The sequence below is a fragment of the Candidatus Marivariicella sp. genome, assembly GCF_983056325.1.
This window is the reverse complement of the sequence record NZ_CEZOWA010000008.1, coordinates 27,748-53,427: the sequence shown is the minus strand read 5'-3', so window position 1 is coordinate 53,427 and position 25,680 is coordinate 27,748. Positions and strand designations below refer to the sequence as shown.

Annotated in this window: 30 protein-coding genes and 3 tRNA genes; 18 read left to right on the top strand and 15 right to left on the bottom strand. The window is 28.8% G+C overall.

Going from position 1 to position 25,680, the window contains the following annotated elements:
* Positions 1-11 precede the first annotated feature (11 nt).
* On the top strand, positions 12-443 hold the full coding sequence (locus AC3ATN_RS04030; protein WP_487531949.1) for a DUF4293 family protein: 432 nt from the start codon (positions 12-14) through the stop codon (positions 441-443).
* Here AC3ATN_RS04030 and AC3ATN_RS04025 read toward each other — a convergent pair.
* Complete coding sequence (locus tag AC3ATN_RS04025) at positions 436-942, bottom strand: metallophosphoesterase family protein (RefSeq protein ID WP_487531948.1); 507 nt, start codon at positions 940-942, stop codon at positions 436-438. The genes AC3ATN_RS04030 and AC3ATN_RS04025 overlap by 8 nt on opposite strands.
* A 74-nt stretch (positions 943-1,016) precedes the next feature.
* Between AC3ATN_RS04025 and truA the strand changes: the two genes are divergently transcribed.
* Positions 1,017-1,769: a tRNA pseudouridine(38-40) synthase TruA gene (gene truA, locus AC3ATN_RS04020; RefSeq protein WP_487531947.1), complete on the top strand. Its 753-nt coding sequence runs from the start codon at positions 1,017-1,019 to the stop codon at positions 1,767-1,769.
* A complete protein-coding gene (locus AC3ATN_RS04015) occupies positions 1,762-3,516 on the top strand; it encodes an ABC transporter ATP-binding protein (protein WP_487531946.1) in 1,755 nt (584 codons plus the stop codon). The genes truA and AC3ATN_RS04015 overlap by 8 nt, the downstream gene beginning before the upstream one ends.
* Before the next feature lie 26 nt (positions 3,517-3,542).
* Here AC3ATN_RS04015 and AC3ATN_RS04010 read toward each other — a convergent pair whose 3' ends face one another.
* Positions 3,543-4,331: a diadenylate cyclase gene (locus AC3ATN_RS04010; protein WP_487531945.1), complete on the bottom strand. Its 789-nt coding sequence runs from the start codon at positions 4,329-4,331 to the stop codon at positions 3,543-3,545.
* A gap of 27 nt (positions 4,332-4,358) precedes the next feature.
* Positions 4,359-5,180 carry a dihydropteroate synthase gene (folP, locus tag AC3ATN_RS04005; RefSeq protein WP_487531944.1) on the bottom strand — a complete coding sequence of 274 codons (822 nt, stop codon included), beginning with the start codon at positions 5,178-5,180 and terminating at the stop codon, positions 4,359-4,361.
* A gap of 84 nt (positions 5,181-5,264) precedes the next feature.
* On the opposite strand from folP, the gene AC3ATN_RS04000 reads away from it, so the two are divergent.
* The 8 genes from AC3ATN_RS04000 (at position 5,265) to AC3ATN_RS03965 (ending at position 10,275) form a co-directional block, all read left to right on the top strand.
* Entirely contained in the window at positions 5,265-5,801 is a 537-nt protein-coding gene (locus tag AC3ATN_RS04000; protein ID WP_487531943.1) for a DUF1599 domain-containing protein, read from the top strand.
* 6 nt (positions 5,802-5,807) lie between these two features.
* The gene (tpiA, locus tag AC3ATN_RS03995) at positions 5,808-6,557 is read left to right on the top strand and encodes a triose-phosphate isomerase (protein ID WP_487531942.1); all 750 of its coding nucleotides are present in this window, start codon (positions 5,808-5,810) and stop codon (positions 6,555-6,557) included.
* Positions 6,557-7,393: a 50S ribosomal protein L11 methyltransferase gene (gene prmA / locus AC3ATN_RS03990; protein WP_487531941.1), complete on the top strand. Its 837-nt coding sequence runs from the start codon at positions 6,557-6,559 to the stop codon at positions 7,391-7,393. Before tpiA ends, prmA begins: the two co-directional genes overlap by 1 nt.
* Positions 7,363-7,677, top strand: coding sequence for an ATP-dependent Clp protease adaptor ClpS (locus tag AC3ATN_RS03985; protein ID WP_487531940.1), 315 nt, complete (start codon positions 7,363-7,365; stop codon positions 7,675-7,677). Before prmA ends, AC3ATN_RS03985 begins: the two co-directional genes overlap by 31 nt.
* Before the next feature lie 45 nt (positions 7,678-7,722).
* Complete coding sequence (locus AC3ATN_RS03980) at positions 7,723-8,274, top strand: glutathione peroxidase (protein ID WP_487531939.1); 552 nt, start codon at positions 7,723-7,725, stop codon at positions 8,272-8,274.
* Positions 8,275-8,276: 2 nt separating this feature from the next.
* Positions 8,277-9,431: a trans-sulfuration enzyme family protein gene (locus AC3ATN_RS03975; RefSeq protein WP_487531938.1), complete on the top strand. Its 1,155-nt coding sequence runs from the start codon at positions 8,277-8,279 to the stop codon at positions 9,429-9,431.
* Entirely contained in the window at positions 9,421-10,140 is a 720-nt protein-coding gene (bshB1, locus tag AC3ATN_RS03970; protein WP_487531937.1) for a bacillithiol biosynthesis deacetylase BshB1, read from the top strand. Before AC3ATN_RS03975 ends, bshB1 begins: the two co-directional genes overlap by 11 nt.
* 59 nt (positions 10,141-10,199) lie before the next feature.
* Positions 10,200-10,275: transfer RNA gene (locus AC3ATN_RS03965), tRNA-His, on the top strand.
* 119 nt (positions 10,276-10,394) lie between these two features.
* On the opposite strand, the gene AC3ATN_RS03960 is transcribed toward AC3ATN_RS03965, so the two are convergent.
* Positions 10,395-11,561 carry a diaminopropionate ammonia-lyase gene (locus tag AC3ATN_RS03960; RefSeq protein WP_487531936.1) on the bottom strand — a complete coding sequence of 389 codons (1,167 nt, stop codon included), beginning with the start codon at positions 11,559-11,561 and terminating at the stop codon, positions 10,395-10,397.
* A 114-nt stretch (positions 11,562-11,675) separates the two neighbouring features.
* On the opposite strand from AC3ATN_RS03960, the gene AC3ATN_RS03955 reads away from it, so the two are divergent.
* The gene (locus tag AC3ATN_RS03955; protein ID WP_487531935.1) at positions 11,676-12,359 is read left to right on the top strand and encodes a hypothetical protein; all 684 of its coding nucleotides are present in this window, start codon (positions 11,676-11,678) and stop codon (positions 12,357-12,359) included.
* 40 nt (positions 12,360-12,399) lie between these two features.
* Here AC3ATN_RS03955 and AC3ATN_RS03950 read toward each other — a convergent pair whose 3' ends face one another.
* Together AC3ATN_RS03950 and AC3ATN_RS03945 are read right to left on the bottom strand one after the other, a co-directional pair.
* Positions 12,400-13,494, bottom strand: a complete 1,095-nt coding sequence (locus AC3ATN_RS03950; protein WP_487531934.1) for a hypothetical protein — start codon at positions 13,492-13,494, stop codon at positions 12,400-12,402.
* A gap of 15 nt (positions 13,495-13,509) precedes the next feature.
* Positions 13,510-14,622 (bottom strand): acyltransferase family protein, encoded by a 1,113-nt coding sequence (locus AC3ATN_RS03945; RefSeq protein WP_487531933.1) that lies wholly within the window; start codon positions 14,620-14,622, stop codon positions 13,510-13,512.
* A 138-nt stretch (positions 14,623-14,760) separates the two neighbouring features.
* Between AC3ATN_RS03945 and AC3ATN_RS03940 the strand changes: the two genes are divergently transcribed.
* Together AC3ATN_RS03940 and AC3ATN_RS03935 are read left to right on the top strand one after the other, a co-directional pair.
* Entirely contained in the window at positions 14,761-14,913 is a 153-nt protein-coding gene (locus AC3ATN_RS03940) for a hypothetical protein (protein ID WP_487531932.1), read from the top strand.
* Between the two features lie 52 nt (positions 14,914-14,965).
* The gene (locus AC3ATN_RS03935) at positions 14,966-15,919 is read left to right on the top strand and encodes an alpha/beta fold hydrolase (RefSeq protein ID WP_487531931.1); all 954 of its coding nucleotides are present in this window, start codon (positions 14,966-14,968) and stop codon (positions 15,917-15,919) included.
* Here AC3ATN_RS03935 and AC3ATN_RS03930 read toward each other — a convergent pair.
* Genes AC3ATN_RS03930 through AC3ATN_RS03920 form a run of 3 tightly spaced genes read right to left on the bottom strand, consistent with a single transcriptional unit; the run spans position 15,857 to position 18,277 of the window.
* Positions 15,857-16,504 carry a LysE family translocator gene (locus AC3ATN_RS03930; protein WP_487531930.1) on the bottom strand — a complete coding sequence of 216 codons (648 nt, stop codon included), beginning with the start codon at positions 16,502-16,504 and terminating at the stop codon, positions 15,857-15,859. The two genes, AC3ATN_RS03935 and AC3ATN_RS03930, sit on opposite strands and share 63 nt — an antisense overlap.
* 16 nt (positions 16,505-16,520) lie before the next feature.
* Positions 16,521-17,498 (bottom strand): M28 family metallopeptidase, encoded by a 978-nt coding sequence (locus AC3ATN_RS03925; RefSeq protein WP_487531968.1) that lies wholly within the window; start codon positions 17,496-17,498, stop codon positions 16,521-16,523.
* The gene (locus tag AC3ATN_RS03920) at positions 17,498-18,277 is read right to left on the bottom strand and encodes a DUF3050 domain-containing protein (RefSeq protein ID WP_487531929.1); all 780 of its coding nucleotides are present in this window, start codon (positions 18,275-18,277) and stop codon (positions 17,498-17,500) included. The genes AC3ATN_RS03925 and AC3ATN_RS03920 overlap by 1 nt, the downstream gene beginning before the upstream one ends.
* 202 nt (positions 18,278-18,479) lie before the next feature.
* Here AC3ATN_RS03920 and guaB point away from each other — a divergent pair, with 202 nt between their 5' ends.
* The 3 genes from guaB to AC3ATN_RS03905 all read left to right on the top strand — a co-directional run bounded on the left by guaB (position 18,480) and on the right by AC3ATN_RS03905 (position 22,628).
* Entirely contained in the window at positions 18,480-19,946 is a 1,467-nt protein-coding gene (guaB, locus tag AC3ATN_RS03915; RefSeq protein ID WP_487531928.1) for an IMP dehydrogenase, read from the top strand.
* A 485-nt stretch (positions 19,947-20,431) separates the two neighbouring features.
* Positions 20,432-21,283 (top strand): peptidyl-prolyl cis-trans isomerase, encoded by an 852-nt coding sequence (locus AC3ATN_RS03910; RefSeq protein ID WP_487531927.1) that lies wholly within the window; start codon positions 20,432-20,434, stop codon positions 21,281-21,283.
* Positions 21,267-22,628 carry a peptidylprolyl isomerase gene (locus AC3ATN_RS03905; RefSeq protein ID WP_487531926.1) on the top strand — a complete coding sequence of 454 codons (1,362 nt, stop codon included), beginning with the start codon at positions 21,267-21,269 and terminating at the stop codon, positions 22,626-22,628. Before AC3ATN_RS03910 ends, AC3ATN_RS03905 begins: the two co-directional genes overlap by 17 nt.
* A 1-nt stretch (position 22,629) precedes the next feature.
* Here the strand turns inward: AC3ATN_RS03905 and AC3ATN_RS03900 are convergent, their stop codons facing one another.
* The 4 genes from AC3ATN_RS03900 to AC3ATN_RS03885 form a co-directional block, all read right to left on the bottom strand.
* Positions 22,630-23,019 carry a sterol desaturase family protein gene (locus AC3ATN_RS03900; protein WP_487531925.1) on the bottom strand — a complete coding sequence of 130 codons (390 nt, stop codon included), beginning with the start codon at positions 23,017-23,019 and terminating at the stop codon, positions 22,630-22,632.
* A gap of 61 nt (positions 23,020-23,080) precedes the next feature.
* Entirely contained in the window at positions 23,081-23,920 is an 840-nt protein-coding gene (locus AC3ATN_RS03895) for a phytoene/squalene synthase family protein (protein ID WP_487531924.1), read from the bottom strand.
* A gap of 72 nt (positions 23,921-23,992) precedes the next feature.
* Positions 23,993-24,078: transfer RNA gene (locus AC3ATN_RS03890), tRNA-Leu, on the bottom strand.
* 6 nt (positions 24,079-24,084) lie between these two features.
* A tRNA-Lys gene (locus tag AC3ATN_RS03885) sits at positions 24,085-24,157 on the bottom strand.
* A gap of 85 nt (positions 24,158-24,242) precedes the next feature.
* Here AC3ATN_RS03885 and AC3ATN_RS03880 point away from each other — a divergent pair.
* A complete protein-coding gene (locus AC3ATN_RS03880; RefSeq protein ID WP_487531923.1) occupies positions 24,243-24,806 on the top strand; it encodes a shikimate kinase in 564 nt (187 codons plus the stop codon).
* On the opposite strand, the gene AC3ATN_RS03875 is transcribed toward AC3ATN_RS03880, so the two are convergent.
* Positions 24,757-25,257, bottom strand: coding sequence for a phosphoribosyltransferase family protein (locus AC3ATN_RS03875; protein WP_487531922.1), 501 nt, complete (start codon positions 25,255-25,257; stop codon positions 24,757-24,759). The two genes, AC3ATN_RS03880 and AC3ATN_RS03875, sit on opposite strands and share 50 nt — an antisense overlap.
* A 19-nt stretch (positions 25,258-25,276) precedes the next feature.
* Positions 25,277-25,648 (bottom strand): RNA-binding S4 domain-containing protein, encoded by a 372-nt coding sequence (locus tag AC3ATN_RS03870; protein WP_487531921.1) that lies wholly within the window; start codon positions 25,646-25,648, stop codon positions 25,277-25,279.
* Positions 25,649-25,680 lie beyond the last annotated feature (32 nt).

Here is a 25,680-nt window from a genome sequence, read left to right as displayed (position 1 = left end):
TTATTATTTTAATGTGCTTATATAAAAATGTAATTTTGTGCAAACATATTGATATGATTCAAAGAATTCAAAGTCTTTATATGGTATTTATTATTTTTATAAATGTCATTTATAAAATTGTTTTAGATACTTTTCAAATTTTTATATTTCCAGAATATTTGTTATTTATTAATGGTTCAATACCTATCTACGAGTATTTGATTCCCACAATATCAATTACATTGATTTCTATATTTTTTTTTAAAAAACGAAATATTCAGTTAATTTTAAATAAGATAAATATTTTTTATCAGCTTGTACTCATACTAATAACTCTCTACAATTTTTTAAGTTTAGATTTTTTTCATGTTATAGCAATCTCTAATATTATACTTCTCATTTTGGCCAATCTTGGAATTATTAATGATAAGGATCTAATTAAATCGTTAAATCGCTTCAGATAATACTAGATCTATTTCCTAGTTCAATGATAAAAAAATTATTGATTTTTTTATCATTGATTTCAAACTTTATCATTGTTCTCTTTTTATGAAATCCAATAACACCTGACGCTCCTGGGTTTAAATGAAGAAGATCATGTTTTTTATCCTTAACAACTTTTAGAATATGTGAATGCCCCGAAATGAAAATTTTGGGTTGATGCATGGATAATAACTTTGGAATTCTTTTTGAATACCTTCCAGGATACCCCCCAATATGAGTAATCATTATCGGAATGTTCTCGCAATTAAAAAAAATATTTTCTGAATAACTTTGTCTGATTATTTGGTTATCAATATTTCCATATACAGCTCGAACCATACTGTGTGATTTCAAACAATCTATTACATTTATATCTCCAATATCTCCTGCATGCCATACTTCATCTGACCATTTTGCATACTTAATAATACTTTCGTCAATATGACCATGGGAATCAGAGAGCAAAAGGATTTTTTTCATTTTCAAAAATAGAATAATTTATTTTCATTGATGAATAAGTTTTAATAGAATCAAATATATTTACAGGAAAAAAAATGCGGTATTTTATTGAGTTTTCATATAACGGTTCAGAGTTTCATGGTTGGCAACGACAAAACAATGCCCTAACTGTTCAACAAATACTTGAGGAATCACTGTCATTAATCCAAGGGGATCTTTTAACAGTAGTTGGAGCCGGAAGAACTGATTCTGGCGTTCATGCAAGATTAATGGTTGCTCATTTTGATGTTAATGAATTATCTTATGAAAAAATAAATTTTATATTCAAATTAAATCAGCTTTTACCAAAGTCTATCGTAATATTAGATTTAAGAAGCGTTAAATTAGAAGCTCATTCTCGTTTTGATGCTATTTCAAGAACATATTTTTATTATATCAGTCTAATTAAAAACCCTTTTGATTATCCTTTACACTATTTTTATAATGGAAAACTTGATTGGAAATTAATGAATCAAGCATCTGAAATTTTGACAAATCACAAAGATTTTAAGTGTTTTTCAAAGTCTAACACAGACGTTAAAACATTTTTATGTGATATTGACAAGGCAATATGGAATTTAAATGATAATGGAGCTGTTTTTGAAATAACTGCTAATAGGTTTTTGAGGAATATGGTTAGAGCTATCGTCGGTACTTTGATTGAAATAGGAAATGGTAAAAAGAATATTAATCAATTAGAAAAAATATTGGCAAGTAAAAAAAGAGCAAATGCTGGTTATTCAGCTCCTGCAAATGGACTATTTCTAACAAAAATCATATATCCAAATTCAATTTACTTAGATGACTAAAAATAAAGGTAAAATTTTTGATTTCAACTTGTTTAATAAGTTAATGGACTATGTAAACCCATATAGAAGCAGTTACTATCTAGTAATTCTTTTTGCAATTTGCTTGTCTTCATTTTCAATTTTAACACCATACTTACTTAAAATAACAGTTGATGATTATATAACGAAAAAAGATTATGATGGTATGCTTTTTTACCTAGGGCTTATGCTAGTAACTCTAATTCTTGAAGTTTGTTTTCAATTTCTTTTTGTTTTTTATGCAAATTTTTTAGGTCAGCGGGTGATTAAAGATTTAAGAGTTTCGTTATTTAACAAAATTATTAATTTTAAAATGTCATATTTTGACAACTCAGCTGTAGGAAGATTAGTAACTAGAGTAGTAAATGATATCGAAACAATTTCAAGTATTTTTTCTCAAGGGTTATTTATGATAATTGCGGACTTTTTAAAAATGTTATTAGTTATTGTAATTATGCTGATAGTGAATTGGAAGCTTTCTTTAATTGTTTTTTCAATTCTCCCTATAATTTTATATGCAACAAGATTGTTTCAAAAGTCAATGAAAGTAGCTTTTGAGGATGTAAGAAAAGAAGTTGCAAACCTAAATTCTTTTGTTCAAGAAAGAATTTCAGGAATGAAAATAGTTCAAATATTTCATAGAGAATTATTAGAATACAAATCATTTGAAGACATAAATAATAAACATAAAAATGCTTGGTTAAAAACAGTTTGGTTCAATTCTATTTTTTTTCCAGTTGCTGAAATATCTTCATCAATTACAATTGGATTATTAGTTTGGTATGGCGGAGTTAATGTTATTAGTGGGGGTGGAGTTACTCTGGGAGTAATTTTTCTTTTTATTCAAATGTCTCAAATGTTGTTTCGTCCCTTAAGACAAATAGCTGATAAATTTAATTCTCTTCAAATGGGTATGGTATCTTCATCAAGAATCTTTGAAATCTTAGAGACAGATAGTTCTATTTCAAATACTGGTATTTTATCTCCAAAGAAACTTAAGGGATCAATATCTTTTAAAGATGTCAGCTTTTCATACGTATCTAATGAACATGTTTTAAGGGGTATTAGCTTCAAAGTTAATCCTGGAGAGAAAATTGCTATTGTTGGCCCTACTGGTGCTGGAAAATCTTCAATTATAAATTTGCTTTCACGTTTTTATGAATATCAGAGCGGGCAGATTAAAATAGATGATATATCAATTGAAAAAATTAAATTAGATTCATTAAGAAAACATATATGTACCGTTAGTCAAGATGTATTTTTATTTGCTGCTTCAATATATGATAATATTACACTATTTAATTCCTCTATTAAAATAGAGAAAGTAGTTAATGCTGCAAAAGAAATAGGAGTTCACGAATTTATAAGTAAACTTCCAAAAGGATATTTTTATGATGTCAAAGAAAGAGGGGTGATGTTATCATCAGGACAAAGACAACTAATTGCTTTTTTGAGAGCCTATATTGCAAATCCTACAATTTTAGTTCTGGATGAAGCTACGTCTTCAATCGATACAGAATCAGAGAGCTTAATTCAAAAAGCTACTGCAAAAATAACAGAAGGTAAAACTTCCATAATAATAGCTCATCGACTTGAAACTATTCGAAAAGCTGACAAGATAATTGTGATGGATGAAGGCAAAATAATTGAGGAGGGTACTCACCGAGAACTCTTGAAAATAAATTCAGGAAAATATTCTCAACTTTATAATGTTCAATTTTCTACTTAATTAGATTGTTTTATAATTGAAATAAATTAATAACTTAAGTCTTCAATTATTAATTTGTTTAGCTCTCCTTGGGAATCATATTTTACAAAATCACCATCTTTGAAATAAGACATTTTACCGGTTTGCTCCGAAATAACTATGGCTGTTGCATCAGTTTTTTCACTAATACCCATACCTGCTTTATGTCTTAATCCAAATCTGTGAGCTAATTTTTTATTATCTGAAACTGGTAAAACTACTCGTGTTGCTGTAATATAGTTGTCTTTTATCACTATTGCTCCATCGTGAAGGGGAGCATTTTTAAAAAAAATAGTTTCTAAAATCTGGGATGATAAAAATATATTTACATCATCTCCAGTATTTTTTACAAAATCTAGATTTGTATTTCTCTCTAAAATTATAATTGCTCCAGTTTTTTCTTTGGACATTTTAATACACGAATCTAAAATCATCTTCACATCTGTTTCATTTTGAACTTGAGGTTGATTAAAAAATTTAAAATATTTTAAAACATTTTTTCGCGATGTAAAATTTGATGATCCAATTAAAAGAAGAAATTTTCGAATCTCTTGTTGAAAAACTACTATAAGAGCAAAAAAACCGACGCTTATAAAGTTTCCAAGAATATTGCTTAGAACATCCATATTAAGCAGATCAGTTAGCTTCCATATCATATAAACAATAACAATACCTAAAAAAATATTAATTGCTACTGTTCCTTTTACCAATCTATAAAGTGAGAATAATAGTAAAGCAACAAGACTGATATCAAAGAGATCAATGAAACTTATATTTAAAAAGTCAAGTGTTTCCAATTAATTAGTTTTTGTAAAAGTATAAAACTAACTCAGGGCTTGCAATAAATCTATACATTCTTTAGCGCTTTTAACATCATGAACTCTAAGTAAATTGGTCCCACCTTGTAATGCGAAAGCATGCAAAAATGTAGTTCCGTTTAGAGATTCTTCAGGTGAAATATCAAGATATTTCCATATCATTGATTTTCTTGATATACCAGATAAAATAGGGCAATCTAGAGATTGGAAGAGATGTATATTTTTTAATAAATCAAAATTATTTTTAATGGTTTTGCCAAATCCAAAACCTACATCTATAATAACATCATTAATACCATTATCATGTGCAATTCTAACTTTATCAGATAAGTGTAAAATTATTTCGGTAACAACATTATCATATTTAGGATTGGTTTGCATTGATTTTGAATCTCCTTTTCTATGCATTAATACAAAAGGAGAATCATATCTACCTACAACACTCAACATTTTTTCATCAAAATCTCCGCCAGAGATATCATTAATTATTGATGCCCCCATTTTTAAAGACTCCTCTGCTACCTCTGAACGAAAGGTGTCAATAGAAAACAAACAATCGGGAAATTCTATTAATAATTTTTCTAAAATTGGTAAAAGTCTTTGTTTTTCAATTTCTAAAGTTAATTCGTTTGCCCCTGGGGCAGTACTTATTGCTCCAACATCTACAAAAGAAGCACCTTCCTTTATTAATTTTTCACACTGCTTTAAAGATGAGTCGATTGAATCGTATTTTCCACCATCATAAAATGAATCAGGAGTAATATTTAAAATCCCCATAATTTTAGGGCTACTTAAATCAATTAACTGTCCTCGACAATTTAAAGTCATAGTTTAATATTTTGTTTTGATAACTTTTATAAAAGTTACTACTTTGTATTAAAAAATTTTAGAAATTTAGTATAAATTTTGTTCATGGTATCTACACAAGACCAATACATCGAAATAATAAGTAAATGTAAAGAATTGTTCACAAAAAAAATGAAGGATTATGGCTGTGCATGGCGTATTTTAAGGTTAGAATCCTTAACCGATCAAGTTTTTATTAAAGCTCAACGAATAAGGGGTATACAAACCAATAAAAAACAGAAAATATCCGAAGGTCAAGAAGACGAGTTTATAGGTATAATTAATTATTCTATTATGGCTCTAATCCAAATTGAACTTGGAGTTTCAGATCAGCCAGACCTTAATAATAAACAAGCACTCGATTTATATAACAAACACTCTAAAATTACATTCGATTTGATGCTTAAAAAAAATCATGATTATGGCGAAGCTTGGCGTGAGATGAGAGTCACGTCTTTAACGGATTTGATTTTACAAAAACTACTTAGAGTAAAACAAATTGAGGAAAACAATGGTAAGACTATTGTTTCCGAGGGTATTGACGCCAACTACCAGGACATGATTAATTATTCTGTTTTTGCAATGATTCACTTAAAAAATTAACAAACTATGAGGAAAAAAATTATTGCGGGTAACTGGAAAATGAATAATTCAAATATTGAAACTCTATCCCTATTAGATGAACTTTTAAAATGTAATTTTTCCAAAAAAGTAAGAATTATTGTTTCCCCTTCTTTCACGCAGTTGAGTCTTGTAAGTGAAAAATTAAAAAAATCTAATATTGAGGTTGCTTCACAAAATATGCACTCCGCTAATAAGGGAGCTTTTACCGGTGAAGTATCGTCTTTAATGATAAAAAGTTCAGATGTCTTTATTTGTATTCTTGGGCACTCTGAGAGAAGAACTTATTTTAATGAAACTAATGAGATATTAAAAGAAAAAGTTGACCAAGCAATAAAGGAAAATATAGAGATTATTTTTTGTGTTGGCGAAAAATTATCTGACAGAAAGTCTAAAAATCATTTTGAATATATAAAGCACCAATTAGAAAAAACAATTTTTCTCCAATCGAAAGATTCATTGAGAAATATTATAATTGCTTACGAACCCATATGGGCAATAGGAACTGGAGAGACAGCATCTCCTGAACAAGTTCAAGAAATGCATTTATACATACGAAATTTAATTTCAAAAAAGTACAATACAATTCTGGCAGATTCTGTCTCTATTCTTTATGGTGGAAGCGTAAAACCATCAAATGCAAATGATATTTTTTCTCAACCAGATGTAGATGGAGGATTAATAGGTGGAGCGTCTTTAAATTCAAAAGACTTTGCAGCGATAGTGAATGCATTGTAATGCCAATAAGATATCGTTTACTTTCATTTAATATAGATCCTATAAATATTGGTTCTGAAATTTTGATAGCGGAGTTGTCTGAACTTGGTTTTGACACTTTTGAAGAAAAAATCTATGGTGTTGATGCATGTTTATTGGATGAAAAATGGGAAACAAATCTCTTATCCAAACTCAGAATACTTTCAAATCCAAAATTTAAAATCACGTACTCTTCTAAAATAATTTATTCCAAAAACTGGAATAAGATTTGGGAAAGTAACTTTAAGCCTATTTTTATCAATAAAGATTGTGTTGTAAGAGCAGGCTTTCATGCTCCTTTAGGATTAAAATATGAAATTATAATTACTCCTAAAATGAGTTTTGGTACTGGCCATCATGAAACCACATCATTGGTCATGAATTATATTTTGGATCTTAAATTGGATGATTCAATTATTCTGGATATGGGCTGTGGAACAGGTGTTTTGAGTATTTTATCTGAAAAAAAAGGAGCAAAACATATTGATTCTATTGATATTGATCAATGGAGTTATGAAAACACCAAAGAAAACTCTCAATTAAATAATTGTAAATTTATTAATGTTTTTTGGGGAGATATAAATTTACTTTTAGAAAGTAAATACGATATTATTTTGGCTAATATTAATAAAAACATTATAATAAAGGATATTTCTATTTATAATAAACTGTTAAATCATAATGGTCAGTTAATTATAAGTGGTTTTTATGATTTTGATATAATTGATATTGATAAAAAAGCTAAGTCTTTAAATTTGAAATTAGTTTCTCAAAAAGTTAAAAATTCATGGGGATCAATACATTACATAAAACAATAAACTGTTCATCTCAGCCAAAAATTAATCCTGAGGAAAATATTGAACAAATTGTTCAAGTAAAAAGAGAACACGAGCTTATTTTGTATAATGATGAAGTAAATACCTTTGATCATGTTATAAATACTCTGATATCAGTTTGTGATCATTCGATTATGCAGGCTCAACAATGTACTTATATTGTTCATTTTTCAGGTAAGTGTGTAGTTAAAACTGGGCAAATAAAAGATTTAGAGCCTCGATGTATCTTGCTTCACGAAGCCAGCCTTTCGGCAGAAATAATTTAAGTGCTCTTTTCAAATTAAAAATTGTAATTTTATAAAAAATAACTTGTGAAACAATTAGCTTTTTTCTTTCTATTTCTTTTCGCTATTTATGCAAATGCTCAAATTATTGATAAAATGGACAAAACAATATATCAATTCACTGTTGAGGACTTATATGGTGAAAACTTTGATTTTTCAGATCTGAAAGGAAAAAAAATAATAATTGTTAATACTGCTTCAAAATGCGGTTTAACCCCACAATATAAGTCTCTACAGTCCTTATATGAAAAAAACAAAGATAACAACCTTGTTATTATTGGATTCCCATCTAATAATTTTTTGTGGCAAGAACCCGGTACAAACGAAGAAATTGCTGAATTTTGCAGGCAAAACTATGGGGTAACTTTTCCAATGATGAGTAAGATTTCAGTTTTAGGACCCAATCAACACCCGATTTATTCTTTCTTAACCAGTAAAGTTTTGAATGGAAATATTGATTCAGTTGTCACATGGAATTTTCAAAAGTTTTTAATTGATGAAAACGGATATGTTATAAAATCAATTTCACCCAGAAAACAAATAGACGATATTGAAGTCCTAAATTGGTTAAAAGGATAGTTATGAGTCAGAATAAAATTGAGACTATTTGTCTTCATTCTGGCACTCTAGAAGATCCAATTTATAAAGGTGCTATTTCACCTATTTATATGTCAACTGCATATCAATTTAATGATGTTGATGAAAAAAGATATCCTAGATACATAAACACTCCTAATCAAGAAGGTTTGTGTAAAAAAATTGCTGCTATCGAAGGAGGCGAACATTCTTTGATATTCGGATCAGGTATGGCAGCGGTTACTACCTCTTTATTGTCTCATCTTAGTTCTGGAGATCATGTTATTTTTTATAATGATATATATGGTGGAACAAGAAACTTGATTAAAAAGGAGTTTTCTAATTATAATATTTCTTACAGCTTTGCATCTGGATCAAATGTTGAAGATTTTAAAGCATGCATAAAGCATAATACAAAAGGAATATATATTGAAAGTCCCAGTAATCCATTACTTAAAATCGTTGATATGAAATCTATATCTGATTTAGCTAAGTCAAACGATTTGTGGACCATGATTGATAATACTTTTGCTAGTCCAATTAATCAAAATCCAATTGCTTTTGGTATTGACATTGTCATTCATAGTGCGACCAAATACTTAGGAGGACATAGCGATATTTCTGCTGGAGCAGTTATATCTTCTAAAAGTCATATTGATAAAATTTATGAATTAGCGAAGAATCTTGGAGGAACTATCAGCGAGTTTTCAGCTTGGCTCCTTGAAAGAAGTATAAAAACTCTTCCTATTCGAGTTCGTGAACAGAATAAAAATGCTATGGAGTTAGCATTATTTTTAGAGAAACACAATCTGATTTCAAAAGTTTATTATCCAGGATTAAAATCACATGATGATCATGAAATAGCAAAAAAACAAATGAGCGGTTTTGGAGGTATGCTTTCAATTGAATTAAGTTCTAAAATTGAAGCTAGTTTATTTTTAAAAAATCTTAAAATTATTAAACCAGTGATGAGTCTTGCTGGTGTTGAAAGCACTGCAAATTATCCAAAAATTACCTCTCATTATTCTCTTACTCAAGACGAAAGAATTAATCAAGGAATATCAGATCAATTAATTAGGTTGTCGGCTGGAATTGAATCTGTTGAGGATTTGAAAAATGATATTGATAACTCTCTAAAATTATCATTAAATGAAAGTTGATATTTTAGCTTTTGGTGCGCATCCTGATGATGTTGAGTTAGGCTGTGGGGGAACAATAGCCAAAAGTATTTATGAAAAAAAATCTGTAGGAATTATTGATTTGACTCAAGGTGAGATGGGAACAAATGGATCTGTTCAAATAAGACACGAAGAAGCAAATAAAGCAGCGACAATTTTAGGAGTTAATTTTAGAAAAAACTTAAAATTTAAAGATGTTTATTTTAAAAATGATGAGGCTCATCAAATAAAAATAATTGAATTAATTAGATTACATAAACCTGATATTGTTTTGTGTAATGCAACCCAAGACAGGCATATTGACCATGGAAGGGGGTCTGATTTAGTTTCTCATTCCTGTTTCTTGAGTGGGTTAAGTAAACTTGAAACATCTGATAATTTAGGTCATAAGCAAATACCTTGGAGGCCAAAAGTTGTATATCACTACATTCAATGGAATGAAATTGAACCAGATTTTGTTGTTGATGTATCTGGGTTTATAGATAAAAAAATTTTGGCTGTAAAAGCATTTTCAAGTCAATTCTATTCTTCTGACGATTCAAGAGAATCAACTCCTATTAGTTCTTTGAACTTTATTGAAAGTGTCAAATATAGATCTCTAAACTTAGGAAGAATAATTGGTGTAGAGGCTGGTGAAGGCTTTACTTCTGAGAGGTATCCTTCAGTTAAAAGTATTTCGGACTTGATTTAAAAATTATTTTAAGCAACACTTGTGTCCAAAATAAAATAGTTTAAATTTGCATCCCTAATGGTGGTTGTAGCTCAGCTGGTTAGAGCGCCTGGTTGTGGTCCAGGAGGTCGCCGGTTCGAACCCGGTCTTCCACCCAAGATTAACCTTCGAGAAATCGAAGGTTTTTTTGGTAAACGACAATCAATAAAATATATCATTTTAATTTGTGGATCAATATTTTTTGAAATTCATTTCGGAAAAGTGTGAAATTAAATTTAAGATTCTATTATTGATCTGAAAATATCAGGATCAGTAGCTCCTTCTGTTCCAAATAAAAGAACAATACTTTCTTTATTTAATCCTGTACTTTTAATAATATCTTCTTTTTTCATCAAGTCTAGAAGGCCTGCTAACCCTGCAACAGAGGATTCTCCGGCTTCTATTTGTGGTTTGTTTTTAAATAACAACTTCATGGTTTTTGGTATTAATTCGTCATTGATTGTTATAAAATGATCAACCGATTGATCTAAAATCTGCCAACCTAACAATGAAGGTTCTCCACATGATAATCCTGCCATAATTGTTTCTTCGGTGATATTATGTGATACCATTTTATTGTTTTTTGCACTTTTTATTAAGCAAGGTGCTCGTTCAGATTCAACTATTATAATTTTCATATTGGAATTATATTTTTGCCATAAATAACTACAAATGGATGCAGGAAAAGATCCAACTCCTGCTTGAAGAAATACATGTGTAGGAATTAACTTATTTTTAAATTGTTTATCTAATTCTTGCGCCATAACTGTATATCCAGCCATTATGTATTTTGGATACTTTGTGTATCCTTCGTATGATGTATCAGAAATTATATGCCAATTATTTTTAAACGCCTCCTTCTTACAAACATTTAATGATTCATCATAGTTTCCTAAAATTCGAACAACATTAGCACCAAGCTTTTCCATTGCTTCTTGACGTCCATTACTTACTTGTGAATGAACAAATATTTGACATTTACAACCAAAAATTTTTGCACCAAAAGCTATTGCCCTACCATGATTACCGTCCGTAGCAGTAGTCACTGTGTATTTTGAAATTAAATTTTTATAATCCCCATTTTTGATTTTATCAAACGTAACCTCATTACCAATTTCTTGTTTTAGTTGGTTGTGAATAAATTTTAAAACACCGTATGTTCCTCCAAGTGCTTTAAAACTTCCTAGACCAAATCTATCACTTTCATTTTTAAAGTAAATATCTTTCAAACCAATCTCAGTTGCAATATTTTCAAGCGATAGAAGTGGGGTAGGAGAATAATTATCCCACGTCTTTATTTCTTCATATGCCGATTTACAATCCTCTTTATTTAAGACAGACTTTAATTCTTCAGGATAACTACTTTTATTTTTTTTAGCATTTTTAAAGTATTGAATTAGCATCTAACTGTGGGATTTATTTTCTTAAAATTAAGAATTAATTCAAATAAAAAATATAAATTTACTTTCATTACACAATTATTATTAATTTATAAACTAATTTAAAATTTAAATAAAATGAAAAAAATATTATTTACTACTCTCATACTTTTATTTAGCTTGAGTTCATCTGCTCAAAACTTATATTGGCATAATATCTCAATAGAAGCTCCTCTTTCGGAAAGAGATCAGGTTGCAAGTCTAATTGACGGTTACTATTCAAGTATCGAGATTCCTAGTGATGTTAATGCCTCACTAAGAGTTATAACTTTTAAAGGGTCTAATGAAAAAGCAACTCATGAATTAAGTTTTTCATCTTTATCTGCAAAATCTTTAGCTGATTTTAGAAATTCATTAAAGGGTCCAGCTTGGGACTTGTATATATCTAAAATAACAAAATATATTAAAACAAATGCCAATGCAGGTAAAACTTTAATAAGAGCTGGGGTTTCAGATAAAGAACACGAAGTAGCTCAAAACTGGCAATTTAAAGTTAAAAATCCTGAAGCTTTTGTTGGTGCATTTTCTAATCTATTGAAGTCATTCAAACCTGACGGATATGTTTCAATTGGTCAAATTATCCATGGCACTCAAAATGGAGAAAATATGTATGTATACTCTTCATATAAGGACTTAGAGACGGCTTATAGTTTTGGAGCTAAAAACGAAAGTGAAGCTAAGGCTTGGAGTGAGTGGCTTAAGGCTATATCCAAAGAAGAATACACTAGAAGTACTACTTCTGTATTGGTAAAAAGCTGGTAAATTTTTTTACTTAATTATTAAACCCCCTTTTTGGGGTTTTTTAATTCCCAATATTTATAGAGCCAATTCCGTTTGTTGCCTCCCAAAAATTGTAAGATGAATATTCGTCTGCTCCTTTAAATGAAAACCATTCCGCTGCATTATTTATGGAAGTCCATTGATTATCAGTTAAAGGGTTATCAGTTAAAACAATAAGTAATAAGTCAAATTCTTTTTGAGAATCAGTCGAGCTTGGTGATCTTTCTCCAAGTAAACTTTCCAACTCAGCAGGTCCGAAGGTAAGCCTGTTAGCTGTAAAAGTAAATTTATTATTAGTTATCTCTAGTGAAGTGATATTATTAAATAAATCGAATTGATTGACAGAGTTAATAGATGTCATCCCCATTAAGTACAATTCTAATTCATTATAGGGAACACTATTTCCTCCATTTGCAAAAGGTCCAAAAGAATCAACAGAATACATATTATCACCGAACTCCTCTAAAGTACTTTGCTTAAAACCACCTAGTTGGCCCCTTGTACTTCCTCCAGTAAATCCCCAATGTCCATAATATGAATATGAGGTTAGATTGGAACCTGTTTGATCTACATTTTCTGTAGGTAAAGCATAGTTACCCCAATTATGCATTAATTCATGAAGTGCAGGTCCGTTTTGAAGAAAACTTAAACTAGACAATTGCATTACTGATTTTAATTTTCCCGATGATCCATAATTAGAAGTGTAGTTATAAATTCCACCACCAATTCCAGTAATATTATTAGATACTCCTACATTTTTTCCATAATAATTTATTCCTTCAGGAATCTCTTCTTCATTTAATACAAGAAATATAAAATCATATTTATCTGAAAATTCTTTATAAATATCTTTTACTATTGCCTCCCTATATGAAGCTTCTGAAAAATGATCCTCACTTTTCCAAGAACTGTATTCACTTGAAGCCATTAATAATGAAGAGACTTTATTACCGGAATAAGTTGTTATTAGGTGATCTGAATTTTGACTTGATACATTGTTAAAGTTTTCTTCTGAATCAATAACAACTTGTGAATCATTTTGTGCGTCATCATCACTACTACAAGATGAAATTATGATTAGAATGGTTAGAATAAAGTATACTTTATTAAGCTTCATTTTGATAATATTGTATTAAACTCTTAAAAAGATTTTCTTTTTGTATAATAAATATAAAAATATCCATTGAACTATCAATAAACAAAAGACATAAACAACGGAATCATAGGGTTCGCCAATTATATGAAATAACCATTTGAATATTGAATTTGTTGTATAATTCCAATTAATAAAAATTAATGACATATATATTAAAATTGAATTCATCCCAATAACTTTAAAGAAAAAAGCCCATTTATTATATCCTAAAACATCGATTAAGTAATAAAAAATTGACATAAGTATCATGCTTATACCCCCACACTGAAGAACAAATGAACTGGTCCATAAGTTTTTATTTATTGGAAAATATAAATTCCATATTTGAGCAATGATTATTAATATGGAACCAATTACAATTAACCCAATACTTGTTTTGTTTTCTTTACCTTTTTTGGAATTAATTAAAATGTTTCCAGTAAAAATACCTAAAAGTGCAGTTGATATGGCAGGAATAGTTGAAAACAGGCCTTCTGGATCATGTATTGTTAGAAACAGCTTTCCAGGCATTATAAGACGATCTAAGTATGAAATTATATTTCCTTCAATTGACAAATCTCCAGAGGAGAATCCAGGAGCAGAAAAAGATAAAAATATTCCCCAATAACCAATTAGTAGTGAAAAAAACCAAATAATTTGTGTTTTTTTATTTGCAAATAGATATATAATATTTGCAAACATGTATGCCAAACCAATTCTTCCAAGAACACTTCCAAACCTTATTTCTTCAATTGATTTTATTTCAAGGCCATTATTATAAATTACTCCGAGTAAAACAAGTATTAGTCCTCTTTTGACTACTTTCTTTAACAAATAGCTTTTCTTTTTACCTTTTGATATTTGATATCCAATAGAATATGGTGTTGCAACTCCTGATAAAAATAAAAATAAAGGAAAAATTAAATCATAAAACACAAAACCATTCCATTCGGGATGAGTAAACTGATTTGATAAGGAATTCCAAAAGGTATTGGATTTTATTTCAGACATTTTATGAAATATTTCTTCAGCACCTATAATCCAAAACATATCAAATCCTCGAAGGGCATCTAAAGAAAATAAACGCTTACCGTTTGTAAAATATTCCATTTCAGTTATTTATAATGAATTTTAAAATTTCAATAATAACAATATATCAATTTAAATTTATATGAATAATAAATCTTAATTAGATTCGAAATTTGATTTTGAATAAAAAATTATATATTTAGGATCCAATTAATCAAAATGAGAAGATGTATTTTAGATATTGAATTTCCGTCTGGCGTTAAGCACCTGTACATTAATGGCAAAAGATTTACTAAACAAGAGTTTTTAAAAGCCAAAGAATTAGAAGGGAGACGAGGAAAAAAAGGTAGATTTATTTCTGTAAATAAATAACATTAACTAATCAGTCTCCTTAATACATATTGGGAGTTTTTACTTAAACCAAATGAATGAATCAATAAAATATATTCTAATATTTTTGTTTTTCTCATGTTCATCTAATAATGAAAATGATAAACCCAATCAATACGAGTTTATAACAAAAAATAAAAAATTTATTGGTGAAATAAGTAAAAGTACATCAGGTAAATTTATTGAGTTAAGTAATGGTTTTACTTATTATGAATTAGCTAATGAAAATAAATCAGGACCAGTTTTGGTTTTAATTCACGGATTTTCAGTTCCTTCCTATATTTGGGAGCCTACTTACCAAAAAGCAAAAAATCTAGGTTACAAGGTTTTAAGATTTGATTTATTTGGGAGGGGTTATTCGGAAAATTTGGATACAGATTATACCGATGAATTATTTGCCTCACAAAGTTGGGAGCTTATGGATTCTCTTTCAATTAATAAGTCAGTTTTAATTGGACTTTCAAATGGGGGTAGGGTTATTTCAAAAATGGCACAAATTGATCCTGAAAGAGTTGAGAAGTTAGTTTATGTTTCCTCTAATGGATTTAATGATTTAACAGAAAAAAAAGATAAAACAGTTAGTCAAAACGAAATTCGTAATTATATAAATAATTATGAATCTATTTCCAAAGGTCAAAAAAATGATTTTAAAAATCCTGATCAATTTAAGGATTGGGATATAAAATACTCCGAACTTCAAAAATATAAAGGATTCGCTAAAGCCCTAATTTCAACTTTAAAAAATCATGTATCGTTAGATAGTATTCACACAGAACTAGCTAAAACAAATATTGATATTTATACACTTTGGGGTGAATATGATACAGTAGTTAATTATGATAAGTTTGAGGACAAGCTTAATAAAATGATTCCTAATAGGCAGGAGTTCTTTTTTAAATCTGCTGCACATCTCCCTCAAATGGAATCACCAAAGGAATTCAACGCTGTCTTGTTTGATTATATCCTTGATTCCACTGATAAAAAATAGGACAGAAATAATTCCTAGTATAATAAATTGTATGTAAGAAAAATATTTAGAGTTAATGTTAATAGGGCTTTTACTACCCAGATGAGATGCTATAATTGAAACAAAAACAAAAATTAAAAAAGCAATAACTATAAATACTATTCCGAGAATTAAAAATTGATATGTAATAGATAATTTATCATGAAAAATGAATTGAGGAAATAAACTAATAAAAAAAAACATAATCTTTGGGTTAGAAAGATTCATTATTAGTCCATCAAAAAAAGGATTATTTTTTTTCGAATTTACGGATTTAATAATCCTACTTATAGGTAATTCTTTATATGCTAGAAATCCAATGTAGACTGCTCCACATATTTTAATCCAATAATAAAATTCAGGAAACCCTTTTAAGATTAATGAAAGTCCAAAAGTGGAGGCTAGAGTATATATAAATAGTCCAGTAACTAATCCAAATGAAATTTTAAATCCGTATTTGTAACCTTTTTGTAGGCTTTGAGTTATAACAAAAATAATATCAGGACCTGGGCTAAAAGTAAGTATTAAAACCGTGATACAAAACAAAAGAAAAATTGAAATATCCATACTATGATGAAGAATATTACTTATTCAATTTGATTCTGTTTTTTTGATTTGCTAATTTCCATGCAGTATAAAAAATTAACTTACTACGTTTTGCTAATAAAGGATAATTAATTTTTTCAGGAGTATCTGTTGATTTATGATAATCGTTATGAGTCCCATTAAAATAAAAAATTATTGGAATATTTTTTTTTGCAAAATTATAATGGTCACTTCTGTAATAAAACCGATTTGGATCTTTTTCGTCGTTGAAAGTATAATCAATTTTGAGATTAATATAATCGTTATTAACTTTTTCAGAAAGTACGTGTAGTTCTTTACTTAGTCTATCAGAGCCTATTAAATAAATATAATTAGGGTCTTTGTCTTCTCTTTTTGGATCTATCCTACCTATCATATCAACATTTAGGTTAGCTACAGTCTTTTCAAGCGGATATAACGGATTTTTTGTGTAATATTTAGAGCCAAGTAATCCTTTTTCTTCTCCAGTAACATGAAGGAATACAATAGATCTTTTTGGACCATCCCCATCACTAACTGACTTTTGAAAGGCTTCTGCTATTTCTAATAAGGCAACAGTTCCCGAGCCATCGTCGTCTGCACCGTTAAATATTTCTTCATTATTTTTCCCTACATGGTCCAGATGAGCAGAGATAATAATGTATTCTTCTGGGATTTCACTTCCTGTTATTATTGAAACTACATTTTCAGTGCTAACTTTTTTATCTTTTATTTTAAGAATCATTTTTTGAAAAAAGTTATCAGTATTTTTAGCTGGAGAAATTTCTTGATTAATGTAATAATCTCTTAAAAAATCAACTGCAATTTTTTGACCTTTTTCACCAGTTTCTCTTCCTGAAAAATAATCAGAAGCATAAGTATATAATAGCCCCTTCAATTCCTCTGAGCTTATGCTTTCTGCATATTTTCTTGGATTAGTCTGGGCAGATATCATTAAATAAGAGAATGACAAAGTTGTAATAAAAATTTTTTTAATCATTTCACTAATCTATAACTTTCTTTAATACTTTTATTTATTGAATCCCATAAATTAATTCTCATTTGAAGTGCTTGTTTAGAAGCATTTATCACTTCTAACCATTTTGATTTTTCATTTCCACATAATTCTGTAATCATATTTAAGGCCATAGGTCCATGTTCATCTCCATCCAATTCAATATGTCTTTTGAAATAATACATTATATCATCTAGGGAGTTAGGATGTTTGTTTTGAAGTTGTTGTAAAAGTTTTACAAATAAATCAGGAAGTAGATCTTCTCTTCCAAAAGTAAATACAGCAGCTATTTTATGAATTTTATTTTCTTTTATTGTTGAAAATGAAAAATTAACAAACTCTTTAACTTCCTTAGGTATTTCTAATATACTTAGTGCATTATTTACACTTAAACCACTATTGATGTTATCTATAAAATTATTTATGTTATGTGTGCTAGCTCTAATACTTACCATTGAGTCGATATACATTTCAAAATGACTCATTGGAATGTTATTCTTGTTTATATCAGTTTCTTCTCCCCAAACAATTTCATTAATTAATCTTCCTGCTATTGGATGTTTCGAAGGGGTCCATGGTATATTAGTATTAGTTAGATCTATTTGAAGTTTTTTAACCAGTGACATAAAATCCCAAACAGCGAAAACATGCTGCTCCATAAAAATTCTTATATCACTAATTTTTTTTAAATTATTGTATAAATCATGGTTTACTAATTGCTTTTTTAATGGAGCTAATTCTTTTTCAATTCGAGTAATCATATAATTTTTATTTTCATGCAAATATAATTGATGATCTATTTATTTTAAAATAAAACTTTAAAATAATTCGCTGTTTACAAGATTTAATTTAAACCAATGTTCAATCAATATTTTGAAATTATTTTAGTCTAATTGATTTAGAATAAATACTAAATTTTAATTTTGTAAATTTGTATGCAATTATATTCTATATAAATTGCAAATGAAATCCAACAAAATTTTAGACCAAGGTTTAACATACGACGATGTGTTGTTAGTTCCTTCATTCTCAGATGTACTTCCCAGAGATGTATCAATCGTAAGTAACTTTACTAAAAAAATTAAACTTAACGTTCCCATATCTTCAGCTGCAATGGATACAGTAACGGAGAGTAAAATGGCAATTGCAATTGCACGTGAGGGAGGTATTGGTGTTCTTCACAAAAATATGACAGTAGCTCAACAAGCTGAAAAAGTTAGAAAAGTCAAACGTTCTGAGTCAGGGATGATATTAGATCCAGTTACTTTAACTTTAAATTCTCGTGTGTCTGACGCCAAATCATCAATGGAAAAACACAGTATTGGAGGAATACCAATCATTGATGAAATTGGAAAATTAGTGGGTATTGTCACTAATCGGGATCTTCGTTTTGAAAGGAACAATAAAAGACCTATAACTGAGGTTATGACTTCAAAAAACCTTGTAACCGTCAAGGAGGGAACTTCTTTGGATGATGCTGAGCAAATTCTTCAAAAGTATAAAATTGAAAAGCTTCCTGTGGTTGATTTGAACTATAAATTAGTTGGTTTAATCACATTTAGAGACATAACAAAACACAGTTCTAAGCCTATTGCTAATAAAGATAATTACGGTAGACTTAGAGTTGCAGCTGCAGTTGGGATAAGTGGGGATGTTATGGACAGGACTAAAGCACTAGTAAATGCCCAAGTTGATGCTATAGTTATTGATACAGCTCATGGACATACTAAAGGTGTTTCAGAGGTTGTTAAAAAAATTAAGTTAGCTTTTCCAGATTTAGAGCTTGTAGTTGGTAATATTGCTACGGCGGAGGCAGCTATTTATTTAGCTAATTTAGGAGTAGACGCTGTTAAGGTGGGAATTGGTCCAGGGTCCATATGTACTACTCGTATTATTGCCGGTGTAGGATATCCTCAGTTTACAGCTATTTTGAATGTTTCCAAAGCGCTTGAAGGAACTGGAATTCCTGTTATTGCTGATGGAGGAATTAGATACACTGGAGATATTCCAAAGGCTCTTGCAGCCGGAGCTGATTGTGTTATGTTAGGTTCTTTATTGGCTGGTACAAAAGAGTCTCCTGGAGAAACTATAATATATGAAGGGAGAAAATTTAAATCTTACAGAGGTATGGGCTCGATTGAAGCAATGGAAAAAGGATCTAAGGATAGATATTTTCAAGATATAGAATCAGACTTAAATAAACTTGTTCCTGAGGGTATTGTCGGAAAAGTTCCATACAAAGGCGATTTATATGAAAGTATTCATCAATTTATTGGTGGGCTTAGGGCAGGGATGGGTTATTGTGGAGCAAAGGATATAGAGTCATTAAAAAATAATAGTAGTTTTGTTCAAATTACTTCTTCAGGAATTCGTGAAAGTCATCCTCATAACATTAGTATAACAAAAGAGGCGCCAAATTACAGCAGATAGGATTTTATGCTATAATCTTGAAAATTTTCACTGTATTATTGGAATGAATTTGAATTATAAACATGTTACCGGTTTTAAGATACATGGGTATATTTTTGGTAAAATTTAAATCGGACAATTCTTTTGAAAATATTTCATTTCCGATAATTGAGTAAACAGTTATTTTAGTAAGTCCTTCAAAACCATTAACTTGCAATACTCCATTTTTATAAAAAACGCTTTGAATAGAACTTTCAGTAGAATTTTGAAAATAAAATGCTTGGCATGGTTGAAAAGTACCAAAGGAAAATAAAAAAATATAAATAAATAATTTTGTTCTCACCCTCAATTATTTCTTGCAATTTACAAATTTTTATTTATGTCATAAATGTCTGTAAAACAAGTTATTACAATTTTATAATGTATGTATTTTTGAATACTTGTTCTTACTTTATAAAATTTTACAGACTTTTGCTTTCCATTATGTAATATTTATAAATAATTAAATGAAATTAAGGAGAACCATTATATTATTAATTATCCTATTTATATATGGATGTAATGAATTAAATAATTCAGTTAATAACCAACTAATAGCTAGAGTTGATAATAATTACTTGTACAAATCTGATATTGAAAAATTTAATTTAAAATTTTCATCAGAATCAGATAGTATTATCAAAACCCATAATTTTATTAATGAATGGGCAAAAACACTTTTGCTGCTTGATAGATCCGTTTTAAATATTGATGATGAAAATAAAAAAGCACTCGATAAATTAGTTAATCAATACAAAATAGACCTTTATAATAACAGCTATAAATCATCTATAATTAAGTCTCAAATAGATACATTAATAACTGTAAATCAATTGCAAGAATTTTACGCTAATAATAGCTCTATTTTTCTATTAAAAGAGCCTTTATTTAAATATAGATTTATAGAATTTCCAAAATATAATATTAATAGGTACGAGATCAAAGAGCGTTTTAATAGAAATTCTGATTTAGATAAAATATTTCTTGACTCTTTGTCATTTCAGTTTTCTAACTCATTCAGAAATGACAGTGTATGGTTTTCACAAAAAACACTTGTTAATAATATTCCATTTCTTTCATCTGATGATTTGTTAGATATAAAAAAATCACAATTATTTGAAGTTGAAGATACAATCCAAGTATATTTGCTTAAAATAAAAGATTTTTTATCTAAAAATAAAATAGCTCCATTATCATCAGTTGAGAATACGATTAGGAACATTGTTTTTAATCAACGAAAGCTAGAATTTTTAAAAAACTTTGATCAAGAAATTATAAATGATGCAATACAAAATAAAAAATTTGAAATATATAGATAAATTTTTGTTGATAATATTGATGTTTAACTTGAATGTTTTTTCCCAATCTGTTAAATCAAAAATTAAGGTTGACGGTGTAGCTTCAGTTATAGGAGATTTTGTGATACTTGACTCAGATATTGATAGAATGTATGTTGATATGGAATCTCAAGGGCTATCTGTTAAAGATGTTACAAGATGTGAGCTTATATCTAAATTAATGGAAGATAAACTGTATGCTCACCATGCAATTCAAGACAGTCTGGAGGTCAGCGATCAAGAGATATATGATTATGTTGGTCAAAGTATTGATTACTTTACTGAACAGCTTGGAAGTATAGAAAAGGTATTAGAATTTTATAATAAAGCTGATGAAGCTAGTTTCAGAGATGAATTATTTGAGATAAATAAAATTCAAAAACTATCTGCAAATATGCAAGAAAATATTATTGAAAAAATATCTATTACCCCTGAAGAAGTTAGAGAGTTTTTTGAATCCATTCCTAATAATGATTTACCCATATTTGGAACTGAACTTGAAATAGCCCAGATTGTAATGTCCCCCTTAGTTTCTAAAGAGGAAGAAACTAGAATTATAAATCAACTTAAATCATTTAAAGTTGACATTTTAGAAGGTGGATCTAGTTTTGCATCTAAAGCAATCTTATATTCACAAGACCCAGGTTCTCGATCTAGTGGTGGAAAATACACACTTCAAAGAAAAAGACCGAGAATGGTCAAGGAATTCAGAGATATTGCTTTCAGGCTGCCAGAGGGAGACATTTCTGAACCTTTTAAAAGTGATTTTGGGTGGCATTTGCTTAAGGTTGATAAAATTAGAGGGCAGGAGGTGGATGTCAGGCATATACTTTTGACCCCAAGAATTGACGATAATGATCTCCTGCAAACAAAAAATACTATGGATACTTTGCGTAAAAGAATTGTTGATGGAGAAATTAGCTTTCGAGATGCCGCTTTATATTTTTCCTCTGAAAAAGAAACAAAGAATAATGGTGGAGTTTTAATTAACCCAATAACTGCCGATACTCGTTTTGAATTAACGAAAATAGATCCAGTATTATATAATCAAATAAGATACCTTAAGGATAACGAGATTTCTGTTCCATTAGTAGAAGAGGACAAGTCTGGTATAAAAAAATACAAAATTTTAAAGGTAACCAACAGGTTTGATGAACATGCTGCTGATTATTCAAGTGATTATATCAAAATTAAAGAACTTGCACTTAAAAAAAAGAAACTAGATGCAGTTGAAAAATGGATGAAAGATAAAATCATATCAACATATGTTAACATCAATCAGGATTACAGATCTTGTAGCTCAAGATATAACTGGTTGAAAAAATGATTTATTTAAAATATTTCAGGGGCACCCAAAGCATTCCAAAACACTCACCACCATCTTTATGTATATTTTTGTGATGCATTTTATGAGCCCGTCTTAATCCTTTTGCATATCTATTATTCACTTTTCTAAATATCTTGAATCTTTGATGAATAAAAATATCATGAACTATAAAGTAAGAAAGTCCATATGTAAAAATTCCAATTCCAATTGGAAGCCCTGCCCAAAAAGAATGCTCCCCCCAAGCATAAACATTTAAAATACTTACAACTGCATAAAAAATAAAAAATAAATCATTTCTCTCAAACCATGAATCGTGATTTTTTTTGTGATGATCTTTATGTAGATTCCACAAAAAACCATGCATAATATACTTGTGACTAAACCACGCCATAAATTCCATAACTAAGTAGGTGATAAAAAACGTTAAAAAAAATAATAATATTTTTGTCATTTCACAATAGGTTTAATTTAAATTTAATATAAGACTTTGCTAAAACAGCTATTTTCTGATAGTTGGGTACGCGGATTCTGGTTTTTTTAATTTTTAATGAGGGTGTATTTTTTAATTTTTTTAAAAGTTTATTATAATATTTAAATGCAGTATAAACCCCAAATCTAGCCTCTTTTGGTAATTGAAATATTCCATCTAAAGCTGATTTAAAATCTTCTTCGATTTCTAGAATTATTTTATTTTTAGATTCTTCATCAAACTTATCCACATTTACACCTGGGAAATATATGCGATTTAATCCTTCATAATCAAGATTTAAATCTCTTAAAAAATTAACTTTTTGAAAAGCAGAACCTAATGACATTGCTGGCGTCTTAAGTTTAGAATAATAGTTTGGATCGCCTTTGACAAATACAGTTAGACACATTAACCCTACAACATCTGCTGATCCGTAAATATACTCTTTGTATTCATCATCTGTTTGGTATATTTTTTTTTCTAAATCCCATCTCATACTTTTCATAAAAGCTTTGATTAGATTTTTGTCTATATCATATTTATTTACTGTTTTTTGAAAAGAATTTAATACTGGGTTAAGGCTAATGTTCTCATCTATTGATAAAAAAAGATCATTTTCAAATCTGTTAAGTAAATCTTCTTTAGGATAGTCATGAAATGTATCAACAATCTCATCGGCAAAACGAACAAAACCGTAGATATTGTAGATATCCTGTCTTATTGACTTGTGCAGCAGTCTTGTTGCCATGGAAAACGAAGTGCTATAAAGCTTAGTGACATTCTGGCTGCATTGTTCCGAGACTACATCAAAAGTTTTTTTCATAATTATTAAAAAAATAATTCAATATAAATTTACAAAAAATGAAAATTAAAATAAGAGAAATAGAATTAAATGTGCGCACGAGAAGACTCGAACTTCCACGGGATATAATTCCCACTAGGCCCTCAACCTAGCACGTCTACCAATTCCGTCACGTGCGCGCTATGTGACTTGACTGGGGCTCGAACCCAGGACCCTCTCCTTAAAAGGGAGATGCTCTACCAGCTGAGCTATCAAGTCAATTTTTAGGGTGCAAATATAGTGTCTATAAATTGAATATTCAATATTATTTTGTTTTAAATTTGTAGGTATTAATAATGCTATTTTGAAAAAAAAAATTGTTTTAATTGGTTACATGGGGTCCGGTAAATCGTCAGTAGGTAAAGAACTTTCAGAAATATATAAGAGTTCTTTTGTGGATTTGGATGATGAAATTGTTAAAGTTGAAAAAAAATCAATTGATAAACTATTTAGTGAAAATGGAGAGTTATATTTTAGGAAATTAGAATATGAATGTTTAAAAAAAATATTAAAATTACCCGAATTTACAATCTTTTCTCTGGGAGGAGGAACTCCATGTTATTTTGACACTGCTGAAATGTTAAGTAATAATAATTTTATTGAGACGGTTTTTTTAAGGACAAGTATTAATATTTTAACAAAGAGGCTATTTAAAGAAACTAATGATAGACCAAAAATTAAGCACATAAACTCCAAAGAGGAACTACAAAAAAAAATTGGCAAAGATTTATTTGAGAGAAATTACTTTTATAATAAATCTAAGCATACTATTGACACTGACAACAAGTCTGTTTTTGAAGTTGCAAATGAAATTAAGCTTAGCTTAAAAAAACACCTTCCTTTTTTGGAGAACCCAACACGACTTTAATGTGTTCTTTTATGGAGGTTGATAATGAAATTCCTTTAAAATCTGCTTTTATTGGAAATTTTTTATGATTCCGATTCACTAAAACTACGGTTTGAATCTTATTTAAAGGAACACTTAAAAATGAATTCACTGCGTACAAAAGTGTTGATCCACTATTTAAAACGTCATCTATAATAATTATTGTTTTATTTTTGAGGTATTTAACTTCAGTAGATATTTTAATTTTATTTCTTGGATTCAATTTATCCATTTCTAGTTGAATTTGATTCACATCAATTTTACTTATCTTTTTCAAATAATCTCCAATACGATTACTTATAATTATTCCATTACTTGATATTCCAACTAGGTAGATTTCTTTCAAGTCAATATTTGACTCATATATTTGAAAAGCTATTCTTCTAGTAGCATTTTTTATATTTTCTTGATCTAGTATTTTATTTTCTTTCATTTAGTTTAGTATCAAATATTTATTTTTTATCTTTTTTAAATTCATCTATTTCTCTTCGATCTTTTTTTGTTGGCCTACCTAATCCTTTACTTCTCTGGGTAGTTTTAGCTAAATTTTGCTTTTCTATATTTTTATGAGCATCACCTTCTGTCAAATCTTGACGATAAATATCTATAATTTTAGCTCCAACTCTTGATTTAGGTATATCTAAAATTTTAATTCTATAATTTATTTGATTTTTTCTAACAGAGATTATATCTTGAGTTAATATATCTCTTGAGGGTTTTAGGATTTTATCGTTTAGACGTATATGTCCCTTTTTACATGCATTCGAAGCCATTGATCTTGACTTATACAATCTCAAGCACCAAAGTAACAGGTCAATTCGCATTTTAAAACTTGATTAAAATTTACACAAAAATA